The 18,057-nt window shown below is 60.3% G+C and carries 15 protein-coding genes and 1 other RNA gene; 4 read left to right on the top strand and 12 right to left on the bottom strand.

Going from position 1 to position 18,057, the window contains the following annotated elements; genetic code table 11:
- Positions 1-182 precede the first annotated feature (182 nt).
- A complete protein-coding gene (gene leuA, locus HMPREF2681_RS05025) occupies positions 183-2,000 on the top strand; it encodes a 2-isopropylmalate synthase (protein WP_070546291.1) in 1,818 nt (605 codons plus the stop codon).
- A 134-nt stretch (positions 2,001-2,134) separates the two neighbouring features.
- Here leuA and HMPREF2681_RS05020 read toward each other — a convergent pair whose 3' ends face one another.
- A complete protein-coding gene (locus tag HMPREF2681_RS05020; protein WP_070546289.1) occupies positions 2,135-3,175 on the bottom strand; it encodes a hypothetical protein in 1,041 nt (346 codons plus the stop codon).
- Between the two features lie 414 nt (positions 3,176-3,589).
- On the opposite strand from HMPREF2681_RS05020, the gene HMPREF2681_RS05015 reads away from it, so the two are divergent.
- Positions 3,590-4,912, top strand: coding sequence for an exonuclease domain-containing protein (locus tag HMPREF2681_RS05015; protein WP_083295707.1), 1,323 nt, complete (start codon positions 3,590-3,592; stop codon positions 4,910-4,912).
- Positions 4,913-5,197: 285 nt separating this feature from the next.
- Here HMPREF2681_RS05015 and HMPREF2681_RS05010 read toward each other — a convergent pair whose 3' ends face one another.
- The 4 genes from HMPREF2681_RS05010 to HMPREF2681_RS04995 form a co-directional block, all read right to left on the bottom strand.
- Entirely contained in the window at positions 5,198-5,407 is a 210-nt protein-coding gene (locus HMPREF2681_RS05010; RefSeq protein WP_141746275.1) for a thiol-disulfide oxidoreductase DCC family protein, read from the bottom strand.
- Positions 5,404-5,907: a PIN domain-containing protein gene (locus tag HMPREF2681_RS05005; protein WP_141746274.1), complete on the bottom strand. Its 504-nt coding sequence runs from the start codon at positions 5,905-5,907 to the stop codon at positions 5,404-5,406. Before HMPREF2681_RS05005 ends, HMPREF2681_RS05010 begins: the two co-directional genes overlap by 4 nt.
- A gap of 96 nt (positions 5,908-6,003) precedes the next feature.
- Positions 6,004-6,903 (bottom strand): ImmA/IrrE family metallo-endopeptidase, encoded by a 900-nt coding sequence (locus tag HMPREF2681_RS05000; RefSeq protein ID WP_049193463.1) that lies wholly within the window; start codon positions 6,901-6,903, stop codon positions 6,004-6,006.
- A 12-nt stretch (positions 6,904-6,915) separates the two neighbouring features.
- Complete coding sequence (locus HMPREF2681_RS04995; RefSeq protein ID WP_049190157.1) at positions 6,916-7,254, bottom strand: helix-turn-helix domain-containing protein; 339 nt, start codon at positions 7,252-7,254, stop codon at positions 6,916-6,918.
- A gap of 289 nt (positions 7,255-7,543) precedes the next feature.
- Here HMPREF2681_RS04995 and HMPREF2681_RS04990 point away from each other — a divergent pair, with 289 nt between their 5' ends.
- Together HMPREF2681_RS04990 and HMPREF2681_RS04985 are read left to right on the top strand one after the other, a co-directional pair.
- Positions 7,544-8,953, top strand: coding sequence for a MurT ligase domain-containing protein (locus tag HMPREF2681_RS04990; RefSeq protein WP_246822704.1), 1,410 nt, complete (start codon positions 7,544-7,546; stop codon positions 8,951-8,953).
- Positions 8,954-9,766, top strand: a complete 813-nt coding sequence (locus HMPREF2681_RS04985) for a type 1 glutamine amidotransferase (protein WP_070429221.1) — start codon at positions 8,954-8,956, stop codon at positions 9,764-9,766.
- A 33-nt stretch (positions 9,767-9,799) separates the two neighbouring features.
- Here the strand turns inward: HMPREF2681_RS04985 and recR are convergent, their stop codons facing one another.
- The 7 genes from recR to ffs form a co-directional block, all read right to left on the bottom strand.
- Entirely contained in the window at positions 9,800-10,426 is a 627-nt protein-coding gene (recR, locus tag HMPREF2681_RS04980; RefSeq protein ID WP_005511888.1) for a recombination mediator RecR, read from the bottom strand.
- A gap of 37 nt (positions 10,427-10,463) precedes the next feature.
- Positions 10,464-10,787 carry a YbaB/EbfC family nucleoid-associated protein gene (locus HMPREF2681_RS04975; protein ID WP_005511884.1) on the bottom strand — a complete coding sequence of 108 codons (324 nt, stop codon included), beginning with the start codon at positions 10,785-10,787 and terminating at the stop codon, positions 10,464-10,466.
- Between the two features lie 114 nt (positions 10,788-10,901).
- Positions 10,902-13,766, bottom strand: coding sequence for a DNA polymerase III subunit gamma and tau (locus HMPREF2681_RS04970; protein WP_070546283.1), 2,865 nt, complete (start codon positions 13,764-13,766; stop codon positions 10,902-10,904).
- A 30-nt stretch (positions 13,767-13,796) separates the two neighbouring features.
- Positions 13,797-14,522 carry a suppressor of fused domain protein gene (locus tag HMPREF2681_RS04965; RefSeq protein WP_016421871.1) on the bottom strand — a complete coding sequence of 242 codons (726 nt, stop codon included), beginning with the start codon at positions 14,520-14,522 and terminating at the stop codon, positions 13,797-13,799.
- 34 nt (positions 14,523-14,556) lie between these two features.
- Complete coding sequence (locus tag HMPREF2681_RS04960; RefSeq protein WP_180950677.1) at positions 14,557-15,828, bottom strand: aspartate aminotransferase type Ic; 1,272 nt, start codon at positions 15,826-15,828, stop codon at positions 14,557-14,559.
- A 125-nt stretch (positions 15,829-15,953) separates the two neighbouring features.
- On the bottom strand, positions 15,954-17,423 hold the full coding sequence (locus tag HMPREF2681_RS04955; protein ID WP_070546281.1) for a SulP family inorganic anion transporter: 1,470 nt from the start codon (positions 17,421-17,423) through the stop codon (positions 15,954-15,956).
- A 317-nt stretch (positions 17,424-17,740) separates the two neighbouring features.
- Positions 17,741-17,835, bottom strand: an RNA gene (gene ffs, locus HMPREF2681_RS04950) — signal recognition particle sRNA small type.
- Positions 17,836-18,057: the final 222 nt, after the last annotated feature.

The following is an 18,057-nucleotide window of genomic DNA, read 5'->3' as shown; positions in this document are numbered from 1 at the left end:
TATTTCCCCCACTAAAACCCCCGAATGATGAAATTCATATAACCATCGGGGTAAGGTACATCACATGCAACGCGGACTACTGCTTCTATGCCGCGGCGGGGCTTGGGTTTAAGGCCGGCTCCCCGTCGCGGGGTAAGTTGTGCCGGCCTACAAGAAAAGTCCGAATTAGAAAGGCCCACAACATGTCTCCTTCCGATGCTTTTATTTCCGCTCCTTCTGTAATCTCCACTCCTGCTGGCGAGATTCCGGAAGGACAGCCTGCTTGGAATAAGCAGCGCAACTCCCAGATGGCAACCAACCGCTACCTGCCTTACGACCAGGAAGTTCAGGACTTCCAGCTGAAGGACCGCACCTGGCCGGACAAGCGCATTACTAAGGCACCGGTTTGGTGTGCCGTCGACCTGCGCGACGGCAACCAGGCACTGATTGATCCGATGAGCCCGGAGCGCAAGCGCCGCATGTTCGAGCTGCTGGTCCAGATGGGATACAAGGAAATTGAGGTCGGATTCCCGTCCGCTTCCCAGACTGACTACAACTTCGTGCGCGAGATCATTGAGAAGAACATGATCCCGGACGATGTCACCATCCAGGTTCTGGTTCAGGCTCGCGAGCACCTGATTCACCGCACCTTCGAGGCATGTGCCGGCGCCAAGAACGTCATCGTTCACTTCTACAACTCCACCTCGATCCTGCAGCGCGATGTTGTGTTCCGTAAGGACAAGGACGCAATCAAGAAGATTGCCACCGACGCCGCGGAGCTGATTAAGACCATCGCGAAGGACTACCCGGACACCAACTGGCGTTGGGAGTACTCGCCGGAGTCCTACACCGGCACCGAGGTTGAGTACGCCAAGGAAGTTGTCGACGCCGTGGTGGATGTCATCGACCCGACTCCGGACAACCCAATCATCATCAACCTGCCGTCGACCGTGGAGATGATCACTCCGAACGTCTACGCAGACTCCATCGAGTGGATGCACCGCAACCTCAACCGCCGCGACTCCATCATTCTGTCGCTGCACCCGCACAACGACCGCGGCACCGGCATCGCCACCGCTGAGCTGGGCTACATGGCCGGCGCGGACCGCATCGAAGGCTGCCTCTTCGGCAACGGCGAGCGCACCGGTAACGTCTGCCTGGTCACTCTGGGCCTGAACATGCTGACCCAGGGAGTCGACCCGCAAATCGACTTTTCCGACATCGATATGATCCGCCGCACCGTCGAGTACTGCAACCAGCTGCGCGTTCCGGAGCGCCACCCGTACGGCGGCGACCTGGTCTTCACCGCTTTCTCCGGTTCCCACCAGGACGCCGTGAACAAGGGCCTCGACGCAATGGCAGACAAGGTCCGCCCGGGCGCTGCCGTCAAGGAGCTTTCCGACGAGGACCTGCGCGCGGTGACCTGGGAAGTTCCTTACCTGCCTATCGACCCGAAGGACGTCGGTCGTTCTTACGAGGCCGTTATTCGCGTGAACTCCCAGTCCGGCAAGGGCGGCGTGGCCTACATCATGAAGACGGACCACGGCATGAACCTGCCGCGCTCCATGCAGGTCGAGTTCTCGTCCGTTGTGCAGGCAGTCACCGATGCCGAGGGCGGCGAGGTCAACTCCAAGGCGATTTGGGACATCTTCGCAGGTGAGTACCTGGACCGCGAGGTTCCGCTCGAGCAGATTGCCCTGACTGTCGATGCCCCTCAGAACGAGTCGGACGCCACCAAGATCAAGGCTCACATCGTCTACGAGGGCAAGGAGCAGACCGTCGAGGGTGTCGGCAACGGCCCGCTGGCCGCTTACGCCAACGCCCTGGAGAAGCTCGGCATCAACGTCGAGGTTCAGGAATACGTCCAGCACGCTCGCACCGCAGGTGACGACGCCGAGGCTGCGGCCTACGTCCTCGCAGATGTCAACGGCACCAAGGTCTGGGGCTCCGGCATCGCTGGTTCCATCACCTACGCATCGCTGAAGGCAGTCACCAGCGCGGTCAACCGCGCACTGGCTTAAACTCCACATAGTTACTGACCAGGTTTATGACACTTTCGTGGCAAAATTTGTGCTCAAAGTGTCATAAACCTAGTCAGTTTCTTTTTGGGGCAAACTATCCAGCGGTCCCTCGGCCCCGCTACCCAATTACCCAACTACCCAATCAGCGGGCCGGCATTGCGCACATCCGCACGGAGAGTCACCCCACCTGCGGCTACCACGCGTTCGCGCTCGATGAGGATTGAACGGAGCGTCGATAAGCGAACTGCGTGCAATTCCACCTCTTTCCACACCACCCGCGCGACATCCAGCCCCGTTGCGCGCAGCGAACGCTCGCGGTAAGTCTCCCGCGTGAGCAGCTCGGACTGAGCCGCGGGCGTCGGTGCGACCTCGCTCGCCGAATACTTGATGTGGCCATCGAACTCCACGACAAGCAGCAGGTCAGGGATATAAAAATCCACGCGGGCGAGAAAGTGCGGCGGATCGTGGCTGGTGCCGCGAGTCCAAATTTCGGCTTGCTCGTGGAACTTCAGTCCGAGCTCGAGAAGAGCGGCTTTAGTCAGCGCCTCACCGGGCGTTTCGCAACGACCATGACAGACCGCGAGCGCACGGTGAAACAGCTCTTGGCCCCGCACGCTGGGATAATGCGCCGGGAGCTCCTCCAGCTGATCGCGCGTGGCGCCATGCCGCAGCGCACCCTCGACAGCCAACACCGCCGCCCGCCATGACACGGACTCCGGCCCCTTCTGCCTGAACCGGACGCGACACTCATCGAAGGCCGCACGCGCGAGCACCGCGACCCGCCGGTCCGCGAGCCCCTGCGTGTGATCCAGATGGATCTCCGAGCGCAAGCGCATGCAATAGTCGATGCCGTGGAACTCCTGACTCCCGCCCACGACCACAATCTTCGCATCGCGCACCAGCACCCACGAACCGTGCAAGGCCAGCGCTGCAGCTCCCGAAATGACGCCTGACGACGTCTCGGAGACCACCGCCAAAGCAGTAATAGCCAGGCGTTTCTCGCGGTGGAGCCCCTCCCAGGCGTGCGCGACTACATAGTGACCTCGGCAAAGCCGCTCCAGATAACCGGCCCGCGCTTGCCTTGCGACCTCGCGGTATCCATTCCCCGGCTGGTCATCCGGCCTAATGATTCCAAACTGGTCCGCCACCAGTTGCTTGCGTTTCTTGTTGACCATTTCTCCCCCGCCCCGTGGTTGTTGTCCTGTGGCTGTTGCCCCGTGGTAGTTATTTCGTCCCTATTTTTGTGGCGCTGTTTTGTGGCTCTATTTGTGGCGCTATTTGTGGCCTTGGCTTGTGGCACTGTTTTGTGGCCCCTATTTAATAAGGCGCGGAAATTGCCCTCGCGGTTCCATTCCTTTTCGGCTGAGCACCCAGTCGGGGGAAAACTTTTGGGCCTTGCGTGGTTTTTGTAGTTTGCGTGGTTTACGGGACCCGTGTGACCGTGCCCCACGGTCCTTCTGAGCTTGAGGCCGAGCTAGTGCCCAAGTTACTGACTAGGTTTATGACACTTTCGTGGCAAATTTTGTGCTCAAAGTGTCATAAACCTAGTCACTTTCTCCGCGGGTGAGCGCACCCGCTAGTCTTGAGGCATGACTGAATCGGCGCGCGAGGAGCGCAAAGCGACTGGGACCTCTTCTCAGACGAAGAGGCGGCGGCGGAATCGTCGCCGTTCTCAACGCGCGTCGGCAGCGGGCGCGAAAACACCACCAACAGCACCGGCTTCCACCACAACGGACGCAGCCACCACCGACGCGGCTACTACCGGCGCAATCGCAACCGGCGCGAGTACCGCTGGCACACCCACAACGGCCACAACCACACCGGCCACAGCCGAGACCGCTGCGACAAAGGCTGCTGACGAGCACAAACAGTTCTCGTCGGCTGAGGAAGCTCCTTACGCAATCGTGTCTATCCAGGCCACGGGCATCCATCCCAAGACGTCTCGGCTGGTCAGCCTGGGAGTGTCTACCGCCGACGGCAGCGGCAACATCGTGGACACCTGGCATGTCGTCATCGATCCCACAGAAGATCCCGGCCCGACGCACCTTCACGGCCTCGAGCCCGCGGACTTCGAGGGAGCCCCGAAGTTCGGGGTGATCCAGGCCAAGCTCGCGCACGCGCTCGATGGGCGCACGCTGGTTGCTCATAATGCACCGCTGGTCTGGGGTTTTATAGTTGCCGAGGCCAAGAGGGCCCGTCGTCAAGCGAATCGTGAGCGATCCGCGCGGAATAAGCGGGGGCGTCGTCGTACGCGCACTCGCGTCGCGAGAATTCCGGCGCCCGCACGGATTGCCGATACGTTGGAAACGGCGCGCCGCCAGGGCAAACGGCTTGACGACGCTCGCCTGCGCGCCGTCGCGCGCGCCTACGGCCTCGATGTGCCTTCACCCGAGGCATCGATTGCCGGCATCTCGGTGCCGGAGCGGGTGCGGACGTTGGATGACGTCACCACCACGCTTGCGCTCTTCCGCGCACAGGGCGGGCTCGACGAGGGTACAACCCTGAACATGTACACGCCCGACCAGCTGCGCGAGGACATTGTGGGCCTGCAGCGCTCGGTAGTGCGTGTCGACGCGATGGAAGCGCCGCGCCCCGTGGAGAACCCCGGCCGTTATACGCCGGGGCGGAAGCTCGCGACGGGCATGGAGTTCGTCGTGGCGCCAGAGGTGTCGCTGGACCCGGATGAGCTGATTGCGGCGGGCGTGCGGGCTGGGCTGGCGTACTCGGAGAAGGTCACGCGAGAGTCATCGGTGCTGGTGTGTAACCGACCTGCGGATGTGACACCGGATCAACTGACGGGCAAGGCCATGCATGCCCACCGGAAGGACATTCCGATCGTTTCCGATGAGGCATTCTTGCGACTGGTCGGAGAGATGTCGCCGGCCGCTGTGAAGGACGAGGCTAACGGCTGACTCGGTGGCTGCTCATTGGGTAATTGCAGTGGCACTGGGGCAACGGGCCTGCCGGATAGTCATCTTGTGGAGTCTAGTTTGCAGGCGTTAAGCCCCAGGACCGCGCTGATTCTGTGACGGTTGGAAGCGACAACCTTATAGATAAAGCTCCACAGTTTTGTCAGTGGCGGGAAGAGCAGGAATGTGCCCGCACATCGGAATAGTGCCTTGGTGCCGCCCTCACGCAAGGCGATACCTATCGCCTCGTGGCCGTACCGAAATTCTCGGCCGCTCTTAGCACCAGGTTCACCGACTGCTGCTTCGGCTGGGATTCGGGGTTGGAAGCATGGCGACCGCCTCAGCTGAGATGTGTTGACGAACTTCCTCTGGCAAGGACTGGTCTTCGGGACTAGCACCAATCATGCGGACACCACTGAGTTTGGCCAGAAGGGTCACGCTTGCCTCGCAGAACCCACAATCGCGGTCGTAGTAGAAAGTGATGTCAGGGTTCATCATTTTTCGGCGGCCTTTTTATACAGACTCTTGCCATTAAGTTTGGTGTGCTCAAAATTGACTAGGACATCAAATTTCTGGAGGTCTTCCCAAATTTCCTTGGCTTGCCCGCGCGACCCAATAGAGCCCGACTTCACGCATTGCAGTAGCACGTGCTCGGTATTGAAAATGTATCCAGCTTCTTGCTTCCGCGCTAGCTCACAGGCATCACCATCATCCATGATGAGCGCAGTGGCTACGCCCTTACCCTGATCTTTCGCATAAAGACAATGGGCGATAGCGATGTACTCTCCCAGGTGTTTAGCTTTGCCCCCTTGAAAGGTATAGCCAGGACCAGAATAGAGGCGAACATAGGGATAAAGTTTTTTGTGGTCATCGTCGAGAACTTCGACATTCGGGTGCCCCAGAAACCAATCCCAGTGTCTCTTTCCGCAGTTGAAGCGCCGTTTATCCAATTTGCGTTCGACTTCATTTTTGACTGCTCCTGGAATGCTGATGGTCATCTTGCCTGCGAAGTCGAGCAAATACTGGTGATTCTTCGAACATACGAAATTAAGAAGTACGCTTGTATCAGCTATTAGGAGGTAACCAGCCATCGTTTATTGGGCGCTTTCTAAACTATCGGGACCATCGCCGAAGAAAGCGTCTAGTTCCGCGAAGGGATCTGCTTCCGTGTCAGCCGCATCCTGATTCTGCACATTCGCATCATGCCTCAATGGCGGTAACTGTGACTGCGATGCACTTATCAGCTCCTTCACCTCATCGACACTGCTCATTTCAGCAAAAGCAATGCTGGGAAGGTCGACTATCCCCTGTTCGTAAGCGCGATATACGTCTTTCACCAACCGCGCTGATGGTTGCACTAGTTCGGAGACCTTTACCGCGCGGTCATAGTCAGCTTTCCAGCCATACCGGGCAGCCAGCGTGGGAGCTGATACACCTTTCAGTTCTTCCGATTGCCCTTCGCTAATGAGGTCTGCGCGCCTCATCTGAATAAGTGCGACTCGCGGCGAAATTTGATACTTGCGAACGACATGGGACAACGCAGCAAGGACGTCACCTCCACCGATAAGCTCGCCGAGGTTCTGGTCTGTTTTCAACCCATCAGTTGGGCAGAGCACATTACGAGCGAAGGCATCAGCACGAACTTCCTGATAATCACGCTTGCCACAGGCGTATATTCCAGGCTCAGAGTGCTCATCATCTGCAACGATTTTCGAGGACTCGAAATCATTGGAAACAAAATGCCCAATTTCATGCGCAACGGTAAACCGCTGACGGTAAGGAACGGATGACTTCGCAATTCCAATGACTGTCGCTCCCGTCACGGGGTCACGCAAAGCAAGTGCATCAACATTGGCTGGTAAATCCAGAATCATAAAATCTGCATTAACCAACTGCATAAAGCCAGCGATGTCGGCGATTGGATCATTTCCTAGGGTGTGCTTCTTGCGGAACTCTATAGCAAGGTCGAGCCCCTCCTTGCTCGCACTGCACATGGGGAACCCTCCTTAATTTTGAGTTAGCAGCACTCGAAGCTGCAGGTAAGGCAAAAGCATCTCCCGCGCTCCCTTAACACTCGCGCCATCCTGTGAAGTGCGGGCCACGGCCTGCACACGCTGGCTGACCGGGTTTTCCTCCACAAGTTCATCCAACGGCACGCCAAGAGCCCACGCAAGCGCCATAACCTGCTCAAGTGAGTAAGTCGCCTTGCCATTTTCCAGGCGACTGACTGCAGATTGCGACACCACACCATCGGTGGCGTCAGCCAAATCACGTGTGGTCATGCCACGATTTGTGCGCAACTGATGCAAGCGCGCGCCGAAGAAGTTGCTTTCTGTATTAGCCATACCTCTTCCCCCTTATCTGCTAGTGGACAGTATAGGGCAACACATGAATCAAAACAATAATTCTTTGATTCAGTGCTTGAATTCGATTCCTCAAATACGCTTTCTCACCTCGGTAATCTCCTTCCTCTCTTCCGCCGCATGACCGCCTAATCCCCGAAGATCAACATGATCGCAATCACCTCAAAGTTCAGATTTCAAGGCTCCGCAGGGAGACCTCCCACAAATCCCATCAGGCCTCACAGGCCTGCTTCTTAGGCCTAGCCCTTTCGTGCGCGTAATATTTACACACATGACAAATGGCACCTCTCCGCAATCGCATTCCGCTGATAGCGCGGATGCCAGCCCGCACGGTACTGCTTCGAGTGGCTCCCGCGACTCGAATAGTTCTCGTGGCCTGCGCGGCACCGGCGCCCGCCTGCGCGCCGGCCTCGCCACATCCGCCGCTCACGCCGCCACCTGGGCCTCCCGGAAGTCCGGTCGCGGCGCGGGTGGCATGATTGGTGGCCTGATTGCGCAGAAGATTGACCCGCGCATTCTGGCTTCCCTCGGCAAGGGACGCCCGGCCGCGATCATCACTGGCACCAACGGCAAGTCCACCACCACCCGTATGTTCGCGGCCGCCATGCGCGCCGCTGGCCACAACGTGGCCACCAACGAGGGCGGCGACAACATGGACGCGGGTATTATCTCCGCGCTGCTCGCCACTCCCGATGCGGACAGCCTGGTCCTGGAGGTCGATGAGCTGCACGTCCCGCACATCGCAGAGGACCTGAAACCGCAGGTCCTGGTGCTGCTGAACCTTTCCCGCGACCAGCTCGACCGCGTCGGCGAGATCAACAAGATTGAGGCCACACTCCGCGCTGCGGTGGACGCTAACCCGCAGGCGACGGTCATCGCCAACTGCGACGACCCACTCATCGCGTCGGCTGCGTGGGATGCCAAGAAGGTTATTTGGGTCTCCGCGGGCGGTGGCTGGACCAACGATGCCACCTCTTCCCCGCGCACCGGCGGCCCCATCATCCAGGACGGCCACAACTGGTACGCCGTGAAGCCACTCCCGGACGGCTCGGAGTTCAAGCGGCCAGAGCCGGACTACCGCATCACTGCGGAGGGAGTCATCACGCCTGCTGGCGACACCCTGCCAATGAACCTCACGCTGCCGGGCAACGCCAACCGCGGCAACGCCACCTTGGCGATCGCGGGCGCTGTCGATATGGGCGCGGACCTGGAGAAATCCCTCCGGGCCACCGAGACCGTCGACAACGTTGCGGGTCGCTACTCCACCATGGTTGTTCGGGATGACAAGGGCGCCGAGAAGCACGTGCGCATGCTACTGGCCAAGAACCCGGCCGGCTGGCAGGAGGCGCTGTCCATGGTCGACCGCACCGCAGATGCAGTGGTCATCGCAGTCAACGGTCACGTCGCTGACGGCGAGGACCTGTCCTGGCTGTGGGATGTCCGCTTCGAGGACTTCGACGGCATGGATGTGTTATCCGCGGGCGAACGCGGGACTGACCTCGCGGTGCGGTTGCTGTATGCGGGCATCGATGCGAGGTTGGTCGCAAATCCGCTGCAGGCGATCCGGTCGTGTGAGACGCGGGGGTCGTCGTCAAGCGTTACCCGAGTTGAGGTGCTGGCGAACTACACCGCCTTCCGCGATTTGAAGCGCGACATCGAACGAGCACAGGAGGAAAAGTAAATGAGCGAGCTGTCTATCGGCCTGATCCTCCCGGACGTGCTGGGCACCTACGGCGATGACGGAAATGCGCTGGTGCTGCGGCAACGCGCGCGGATGCGTGGGATTGACGCCGAGATTGTCCCGATCAAGCTGGGCGATGCCGTCCCCACCGACCTGGATATCTACACCGTCGGCGGCGGCGAGGACGTCGCACAAACCATCGCGGTGGAGCATCTGATCAACGACGGCGGCATCAAAAAGGCAGCCGAGGCTGGGAAGCAGATCCTCGCGATTTGCGCGGGCTTCCAGATCTTCGGCAATTCCTTCCGCGCGGGCGGACGCGACGTCGCAGGTCTCGGCCTTGTCGACTGCACCACTGATTCACTCGAGTCGCGCGCGATCGGCGAAATCTGCACGCTCGTCGATCCCACGAACGGTTTGCTTGACGACGTCGACGCCAGCCCATTGACTGGCTTCGAAAACCACATGGGTCGCACGACCCTGGGTGCCGATGCGAAGCCGCTTGGTCGGGTTGTCCGTGGCGTGGGCAATACCGGCCCGGAAGTGGAGCAGGCGGACTCCGGGATTGCTCCGGGAGTGGATGTTTCTGCACTCACACCGACCGGTGGCGCCGAAGGCGCGGTGCAGGGTTCGATTATCTGTACCTACCTGCACGGACCTGTGTTGGCTCGCAATCCGCAGCTGGCTGATCTTTTGCTGGCCCGCGCTACCAACCAGGACCTGTCGAGCCTGGCTCCGCTAGACCTCGAGGTCGTGGATAAGCTGCGCGAAGAGCGCATCCTGTCCAAGCCGCGTCCGAAGAGCGAGCGCTAGTTTTGTAGTTTCGCGCGCGGCCGGTTGGAGGCCTTAGACCTTCAGCCGGCCCGTCAGCGCGCGGGACAGGGTGAGTTCATCGACGAACTCCAGGTCCCCGCCCAGTGGCATGCCGGAGGCCAACCGAGTGACCTCGAGATCCGGGAAGTCCCGCAGCAGCCGGGCCAAATAGGTGGCGGTGGCTTCGCCCTCGGTGTTGGGGTCAGTCGCGATGATGACCTCGTGGATTTCTGGGGGTTGGGTCTCGTCGACGTCGTCAAGCACGCCTGCGATACGTTGCAGCAGCGTGCGGATATTGAGCTCGTTCGGACCGATGCCGCCGAGCGGATCGAGCGCCCCGCCGAGCACGTGGTAGCGACCGTTGTACTCCCCCGTGCGCTCGATGGCCTGGATATCGCGCGCCTCTTCAACGACGCACACCAAACCGCGGTCGCGACGTGTGTCCGAGCAGTACTGGCACACATCGGTTTCCGAAATATTGCCGCAGACCCGGCAGAATTGCACACCCTCGCGCACCCGACCCAGCGCGGATTGGAGTCGCCCGATGTCCTCCGGCTCCGCCTTCATCAGGTAGAAAGCGATACGCTGAGCTGACTTCGGGCCGATGCCCGGCAGGCGCGAGAACTCATCAATGAGATCTTGGAGTGGTCCTTCGAACAATGATAATTACCTACAATTACTGGTCTGAAAAGCTAATTTAGAAACCGAGGCCACCGAGACCGTCGAAGCCCTGGGACAGCGGGCCCATCTTCTGCTCTGCCAGCGACTGCACCTTAGCGGTAGCGTCCTGGAAAGCAGCGAGAACCAGGTCCTGCAGCCCGTCGACGTCCTCCGGGTCAACGACCTTCGGATCAATGGCGATGTCCGTGACCTCGCCCGAGCCCTGCATAGTCACCTTGACCAGACCGCCGCCGGCCTCACCGACGATGGTGGAAGCGACGATCTCCTGCTGTGCTGCCTGCAGCTGCGCCTGCATCTGCTGTGCCTGCTGCAGAATTGCGTTCATATCTGGCTGAGTCATAATTAATGTTCCTAACTATTGTGATCTTTACGTGCTGATTTGTAGTTACGCGCACGCTTCTAAGGCTCATCGCCCATGCTTTACGACGCGCATCGCCGCCCCATTCTAACGGCTCTAGCGGTCTTCCAGCGGTTTGGCTCCCAGCTCCTTTTCCAGCATCTCCATGACCACGTCCTTTAGCGAGCGGTGATCGAGAGACCCGACCTCGTTCGCGGCCTCGAAATACTCGGAGGTGTCCTCTTCGTAGTTGTTGTCCTGCGGGGTTTGGGGAACCGGGTTGTAGTTGGTGTTGGCGTTGGAGTTGTAGTTGGACGGGTTGCGCGAACTGTAGCTCTCTGTGCCCTCTGCGCCCTCTGGTGGAGCGAACTCCTCCATCGGCTCTGGTGGCAGCGGGACGCCGCCGAAGCCCGAATCCTGATTGGCCTGGGCCTGGGCGTTTGCTTGAGCGTTTGCTTGCGCATTGGCCTGGGCCGCGCGCAGGAATGACTGCGGCTGATTTGGCTGCTGCGGTTGTTGCTGGGCCGGGTTCGGGTTCGGTTGAGCTGGCTGGCTTGGTTGGCTTGGCTGATGTGGCTGTGCCGGCTGGTCGTGGCCTGCCTGCTGTCCCATCACAGCACGCTTGGCGGCTTCGATTTTGGCACGGCGCTCAACAACGGATGCGTATGCCGACGACCGCTGCGGGCCTGGCTGCGGCTGCTGTACCTGCTGCTCAGATGTCTCTGGTTGCGCTGGTGCTGCTGGTGTCGGTGCAGGGGCGGTGTCGTTCGGCGAGGACGAACCTCTTGACGACGAATCATCCTCCCCGGAACCACCATTAGTAGCTGTTGAACGCGGTGCGCGCGGGCGCGTACCGACGACACAGTGCACCTGGCCGTTGAAGCCCGTCACCTGCTTCACTGCAGCGGACAGTGCCTGAGCGTAATCAGGCGTATTGAGCCTGGTAGCGAGCGCTCCTGTGCTGTGTCCAATGACGAGCGTGTCGTTTTCGACATCGAGCGGTACCGCCTGCTCGGCCAGCACGCGAATGGGGAACGCATGCTGTCCGTCGACAGCCGCAAGGATGTCCTGCCAGTGCTCGCGGATTTGCTCGATACCGGCGGGTGCAGGTTCGGGCTCCGGCTGTGCTGGTTGCTCCGGCTGTGGGGCCTGAGTTGGCTGTTCAGAGTGAGCTGTCGAGGCAGAGACAACTGGCTCTTCCTCGACAATCGACATCGAGCCGCCTTCCCCCTCACGCTCGCGGGTTTGCTGCTCACGCTCCTGCGCAAGCTGCGCCCGAGTCTGCTGCTCGCTGATGCGGGCATGCTCCGCCATCTTCCGACGGAACTCACGAATCTTCTCCGCCTGAGCTTCTTCCTCGGACATCGGCTGCTCAGCCGGTTCAGACTGCTGCGGTTGTTCGGCCTGCTGAGGCTGTTCAACTGATTCGGCCTGCGTAGGCTGTTCAGGCTGTTCAGGCTGTTCAGGCTGTTCAGCGGTCGCAGTAGGTGCTTCTGGTGCAGGCTGCGGCTCAGTCACCGACTCCTGCGACACCGGTGCCGCTGCCGCTGGTGCAGGCTGCTGCTGAACAGGTTCAGGCTGGGACTGAGGCTGCGACGGTGTCTGCGCTGGCGCTGCCTGCCCAGCACGACTGCCCTGGGTCTGCGCACCCTTCTTACGCTGGGCATTCCGCTGGCGCCATGCCTCACGAGCCGACTGGCCAGACTGCATCGGCGAAGCATCGGCCTCAGCCGCACCCGACCCCGGCCCCGCATCGGAAGACACCGGTGCCGATGCGGGGGTTGCGGCCCCCGAGCCGTCGGCAAGCGCGGGCCTGCCGTGTTCCAACGCCTCTACGCGCTGCAGCAGCGACTCCACGGAGTCTTCGGTGGCGGGCAGGAGCATGCGCGCGCACAGGACCTCGAGCAGCAGACGCGGCGAAGTCACGCCGCGGAAGTGACGCAGGCCGTCAGAGAGCACCTGCGTGAAGCGCGTCAGGGTAGCCGGGGGAATTGTCCCGGCCTGCTCCAGGACGCCGTCGATTTGGCTCTCCGGAATCTCTACAAGCCCCTGCTCCAGCGCGTTCGGCACTGCGGACAGCACCAGCAAATCACGCACTCGGCCAAGCAGATCCGAGGCAAACCGAGCCGGATCCTGGCCCGACATAATCACACGCCCGACCACGCTAAACATGGCCGCGCGATCGCCTGCCGCCAGCGCCTCAATCGCATCCGTGATGATTACGCTGTCAGTGACACCGAGAATGGCCGCAGAAGTCTCATAATCCACACCATCGGTGCCGGAACCAGCAATGAGCTGATCCATAACCGACAGCGAGTCACGCGGCGAACCGCCACCGGCCTGGATGACCAGCGGATACACGTCCGGCTCTACCCGCACACCCTCGGCCGTGACCACACGCTCAAGCAGCCCGCACATATCCGGCGGGGTCAAAAGCCGGAACGGATAGTGGTGTGTACGCGAGCGAATCGTCGGCAGCACACGCTCCGGCTCCGTGGTCGCAAAAATGAAGATGAGGTGCTCCGGCGGCTCCTCCACAATCTTCAAAAGCGCATTGAAACCCGAAGCGGTAATCATATGCGCCTCGTCAATAATGAAGATGCGATAGCGCGACTCCGCCGGCTGGAAGATAGCCTTTTCCCGCAGCTCACGCATATCTTCCACACCATTGTGGGAAGCCGCGTCCAGCTCAATAACGTCCAAATTGCCCGGACCGCCCGGCGCTAGCGCACGACACGACGCACACTGGCCACACGGTGTGGCCGTCGGCCCCTCCGCACAGTTCAAACTGCGCGCCATAATGCGCGCCGACGAGGTCTTGCCACAGCCACGCGGCCCGGAGAACAAATACGCATGGTTAATGCGGTTGGGACGCCCCTGCGCATCCCGAGATTCCAACGCCGCCGACAGCGGGTCAGTTACGTGCCGCTGCCCCACCACTTCGGCGAACGATGCCGGACGATACTTCCTATACAGAGCCACGTGCTCAGCCTACCTTCCACCCCGGATCGGCTAGTTCGAACCCTCCTGGGAAACAACCGACTCACGGCACCAATCCCGCAGGTCAGCATCTACTTCGGCCAACTTCTGCATCAGCGCCTGCGGCCCCTGCTGCTCATAAAACACCAGCTCCGCATCCGTAATTGGCACCAGTTGCGTCATCGTGGTCATGCGTCCCTGCGGGGACTCCACATCACCCTCATGCAGGCTGATCTTGCCCGGCATCTCGGACACATTCGGCACCCCGTCGCTCCACACGTACGGCACCGTGCACAGCACGTGCGCCACGGTAAAGGCAGTGCTTGACGACGACTCCCCTACCTCGGCCACCTGATCGGCCGCCAGCCGCACCGCATTCGGAATGACACGGCCCGGAATTGGCGACAGGAACTCCGGCTCTTCCTCCACCAGCGCTCCCGCGGCCGCGACCATGGTGGCCACGGGAAAATCAGCGTATGCGACGGAGAAGAGCTCCACGCGGATATCCGTCTTTGCTGCGCCGGTCAGGCCACAGTAGTTGCGGCCCAACTCCACGGTGGCGGCTGCCGTTTCCGGACGACGCTCGTTCGCTTGGCCGTCCGGCCCGTCGTAAAGCGAGAACTCAGCGACCCGAAGCGGAGCCGAATCGTGTTCCTGCCCGTGCCGACCACTGGCCGGCAGCTCCGTCACATACTCGCCGACCTGGGGTTCTCCGGGGAAAAGCCCGGAGATCCAAAACTTCGTCTCTTCGAAGTTCATATAGTCCTATCCCGACCTACCTGGCTTACTTGGCCTACGCAGTCGCCTTCTCAGCGGCGGCGAGCAGCACACAGGTAGCGACGCCATCCATAGCAACCTCGAGCTCCTCCATCGGAGGCAGCGACGGTGCCAGGCGGATATTGCGATCATTCGGATCCTGCTTCAGCGGGAAGGAAGAACCAGAACCGGTCAGCGCAATGCCGGCCTCCTTAGCCAGCTCCACCACGCGACGAGCAGTGCCATCAACCACGTCGAGGTTGATGAAGTAACCGCCGGTCGGCTTCGACCACTCTGCCACGCCGTACTCCGTCAGGCGCTCATCCAGAATCTGCAGAACCTTCTCAAACTTCGGAGCCAGCGAACCGGCATGACGGCGCATCTGCTCACGCACGCCCTCCGCGTCACCGAAGAACTTGGCATGAGCCAGCTGGTTGACCTTGTTCGGGCCAATGCCGCGGATACCAGCGTGCTTGAGGTAATCCTCCAAGTTGGCGTCCGAGGAAGCGTAGAAAGCAATGCCAGCGCCTGCGAAGGTGATCTTCGAAGTCGAGCCGAAAGCCCACACGCGGTTCGGGTTACCGGCCTCTTCCGCCCACTTAATGACGTTGTGAACCTCCGGGAACTCATCCGTCAGCGTGTGAACCATGTAGGCGTTATCCCACATCAGACGGAAATCCGGAGCGGCAGTCTCCATTTCAACCAGACGGCGGCAGACCTCAGCGCTGTAGGTCACGCCCGTCGGGTTGGAGAACATCGGGACATTCCACATGCCCTTAATCTGCGGATCGGAGGCAACCAGCTTCTCCACGACATCCATATCCGGACCGTCTTCGTTCAGCGGCACCTGGATCATCTCAATACCAAAGTGCTGCGTAATGGAAAAGTGCCGGTCATACCCCGGAACCGGGCACAGCCACTTCAGCACCGGCTCCTCGTTCCACGGGCGCTCCGAGTCCACGTTGCCGAACTGCATAGCCCACGAAATCAGGTCAAACTGGATGTTCAGGCTGGAAGCATCCTGTGCCAGGACGTTTTCCACCGGCAGATCCAGCAGTTCCGCCCAGATAGCGCGGATATCAGTAATGCCCTTGGCGTTGCCGTAATTGCGGACGTCCTCCCCAGAAGCCGAAATGTAATCCGGCGCTGGGAGCCCCAGCAGGGCGTTTGCGAAATCAAGCTGCTCCGACGACGGCTTACCACGAGTCAAATTCAGTGCGAGGTTACGGGATTTCAGTTCCTCATATGCCTTCGCAAACTCATCCTTGTGTGCCGCCAACTGCTGAACATCGAAGGAATCCACGGCCATGGTGTACGCACCCTCCCAGGTATCGGACATAAGTTAAAACCTGACAAAACTGGCACGGAAAACTTTTTCCCCGCGCCGCATCCGGCTTTGCAACCAAGTGTAAGGCATACCCCGGATTGGGATTTCTACAACTTCCCCGACAGCGCATCCAGACGCTGCTTACTCGGCCCCTCCAAGCCGATAATCTCTACCTCTTTGCCCCGGTCAGCAAACTTGACCCGCACCGAATCCAATGCCGCCACTGTGGAGGCATCCCAAATCTCAGCCTCCGACATATCGATGACAATGCGCTGTGCAGGATCGGTGTAGTCGAACTGGTACACCAGGTCGTTACTGGAGGCGAAGAACAGCTGACCCCGCACCTTGTACGTCCGGGAGTGGGCGCTGGGGTCGTCGTCAAGCACTTCGATCCTGACCAGGTGAGCGACACGGCGCGCGAACATCAGTGATGCCACAACCACGCCCGAAACCACACCGATGGCAAGGTTATCCGTCGCCAGCGTAGCGATGACCGTCACCAGCATCACCGCCGTCTCCGAACGCGGCATCAGGCGCAACGTCCGAGGGGAGATCGAGCGCCAATCGACCGTGTCCACCGACACCACGACCATCACCGCAACCAGCGCCGCCATCGGAATCACTCCAACTGCAGAACTGAGCAGAAGGACCAGAATGAGCAGGAAGACACCGGAAAAGAGCGTCGTCAAGCGAGTGCGTCCCGACGATTCCTTCACACCCACCATCGTCTGACCAATCATCGCGCAGCCAGCGATACCGCCGAAGAAACCGCCCGCGATGTTCGCCACACCCAGCCCCCACGTCTCGCGGGTCTTGTCCGAATGCGTATCCGTGATGTCGTCCACGAGCTTCGCCGTCATCAGCGATTCCATGATGCCGACAATCGCCACGCCCACCGAATACGGCGCAATCAGCTGCAGAGTCTCCCAGGTCAGGGGCACATTCGGGATTAGCAGCTGCGGGAGGGATTCCGGGAGCTCGCCCATATCGCTCACGTTCGGCACGCGCCAATCCGCCAACACCGCAACAAGCGTGACGACGAGCACCGTTACCAGCGGAGCCGGAATCGCGGTGAACACGCGGGGCAGGAACACCATAATCGCAATACCCAGAGCGACCAGCGGATACACTAACCAGGGCACATCGATGAGATGCTCGAGCTGCGCAGTGAAAATGAGGATACCCAGCGCGTTAACAAAACCAATCATGACCGCGCGCGGAATGAAACGCTGCAGCTTAGCGATACCCAGCGCCGCAAAAGCAATCTGCAACACACCCGCGAGCAGCACCGTTGGAATGAGGTAATCCATCCCGTACGTCCGCGACAACGGCGCGACGACGAGCGCAACCGAACCAGCGGCAGCAGTAATCATGGCCGGGCGGCCACCCGTAAAGGCAATCACAATGGCCATAATCACCGAGCTAAACAGCCCCACCGCCGGGTCCACGCCCGCCAAGATGGAAAACGAAATCACCTCGGGAATCAGCGCGAACGACACCGCCGCCCCGGCCAGCAGCTCGGTGCGCAGGCGCTTCGGTGAAGAAACTGCGAACCGGAAGGAGTCCCACACGCCCATTGGGGCTGGGGTTTCTCGGGTTTCGGGTGGTTCTGGTGTTTCTAGCGGTTCTCGTGTTGTCTGTGGTGGTACTCGCGTGTCGTCTGCATCGCTCATGCACAGTATTCTTCCAGACCAGCGAACGCGACCACTTGTGGCCAAGGTATTCACCTATCGATGCGCTGCAGCGTGGCCATAAGTGAATAGCTCATCGATAGGTGAAATGGCCTGGCCAATATCGCGGGGATAAGTGCCGAAAAAACATCGATAGGTCACAGGAAACCGCCGACAAGTGCCCGAAACCTAGCCATAAGTGCCAGAAGAACGCCGGGGATAAAAAAAGGGGACCCCACGCACCCGTCAGAGCTCGCTGACCCTTGCTGCATTCCTGCCCTGGGGGAGTTCACGAGATGGACGCCACATGGGATCCGTGAAGACAGCCTACTACAGGCCCACGCAAAAAGTCACACTGCTAGCGCTCGCCGCACCGTTCAGCGAAAAACTGCCACACTAATCAGCGCACTGCCACCACGGATTCGTCACCAGTTTCGTGACAGCATTCATGACAGCATTCATGACAGTTCCCCGCCTCCCCGCAGCCCCCGGCATATACTGCAAATCCGGGTTAAGTAGCAAAAAGTGTGTCTGACTTTCA

It is taken from the genome of Corynebacterium sp. HMSC064H12, from assembly GCF_001809925.1.
Classification (GTDB): domain Bacteria; phylum Actinomycetota; class Actinomycetes; order Mycobacteriales; family Mycobacteriaceae; genus Corynebacterium; species Corynebacterium jeikeium_D.
This window is presented reverse-complemented; position numbering and strand designations above follow the sequence as displayed.

Excerpts from the sequence above, each read along its gene's own strand:
- HMPREF2681_RS04955 (WP_070546281.1), bottom strand. The coding sequence starts at position 17,423 with ATGGGCGTGTGGGACTCCTTCCGGTTCGCAGTTTCTTCACCGAAGCGC.
- leuA (WP_070546291.1), top strand. The coding sequence starts at position 183 with ATGTCTCCTTCCGATGCTTTTATTTCCGCTCCTTCTGTAATCTCCACT.
- HMPREF2681_RS04990 (WP_246822704.1), top strand. The coding sequence starts at position 7,544 with ATGACAAATGGCACCTCTCCGCAATCGCATTCCGCTGATAGCGCGGAT.
- HMPREF2681_RS04960 (WP_180950677.1), bottom strand. The coding sequence starts at position 15,828 with ATGGCCGTGGATTCCTTCGATGTTCAGCAGTTGGCGGCACACAAGGAT.
- HMPREF2681_RS04975 (WP_005511884.1), bottom strand. The coding sequence starts at position 10,787 with ATGACTCAGCCAGATATGAACGCAATTCTGCAGCAGGCACAGCAGATG.
- HMPREF2681_RS05015 (WP_083295707.1), top strand. The coding sequence starts at position 3,590 with ATGACTGAATCGGCGCGCGAGGAGCGCAAAGCGACTGGGACCTCTTCT.
- HMPREF2681_RS05020 (WP_070546289.1), bottom strand. The coding sequence starts at position 3,175 with ATGGTCAACAAGAAACGCAAGCAACTGGTGGCGGACCAGTTTGGAATC.
- HMPREF2681_RS05005 (WP_141746274.1), bottom strand. The coding sequence starts at position 5,907 with ATGACCATCAGCATTCCAGGAGCAGTCAAAAATGAAGTCGAACGCAAA.
- HMPREF2681_RS04995 (WP_049190157.1), bottom strand. The coding sequence starts at position 7,254 with ATGGCTAATACAGAAAGCAACTTCTTCGGCGCGCGCTTGCATCAGTTG.
- HMPREF2681_RS05010 (WP_141746275.1), bottom strand. The coding sequence starts at position 5,407 with ATGATGAACCCTGACATCACTTTCTACTACGACCGCGATTGTGGGTTC.
- HMPREF2681_RS05000 (WP_049193463.1), bottom strand. The coding sequence starts at position 6,903 with ATGTGCAGTGCGAGCAAGGAGGGGCTCGACCTTGCTATAGAGTTCCGC.
- HMPREF2681_RS04965 (WP_016421871.1), bottom strand. The coding sequence starts at position 14,522 with ATGAACTTCGAAGAGACGAAGTTTTGGATCTCCGGGCTTTTCCCCGGA.
- HMPREF2681_RS04985 (WP_070429221.1), top strand. The coding sequence starts at position 8,954 with ATGAGCGAGCTGTCTATCGGCCTGATCCTCCCGGACGTGCTGGGCACC.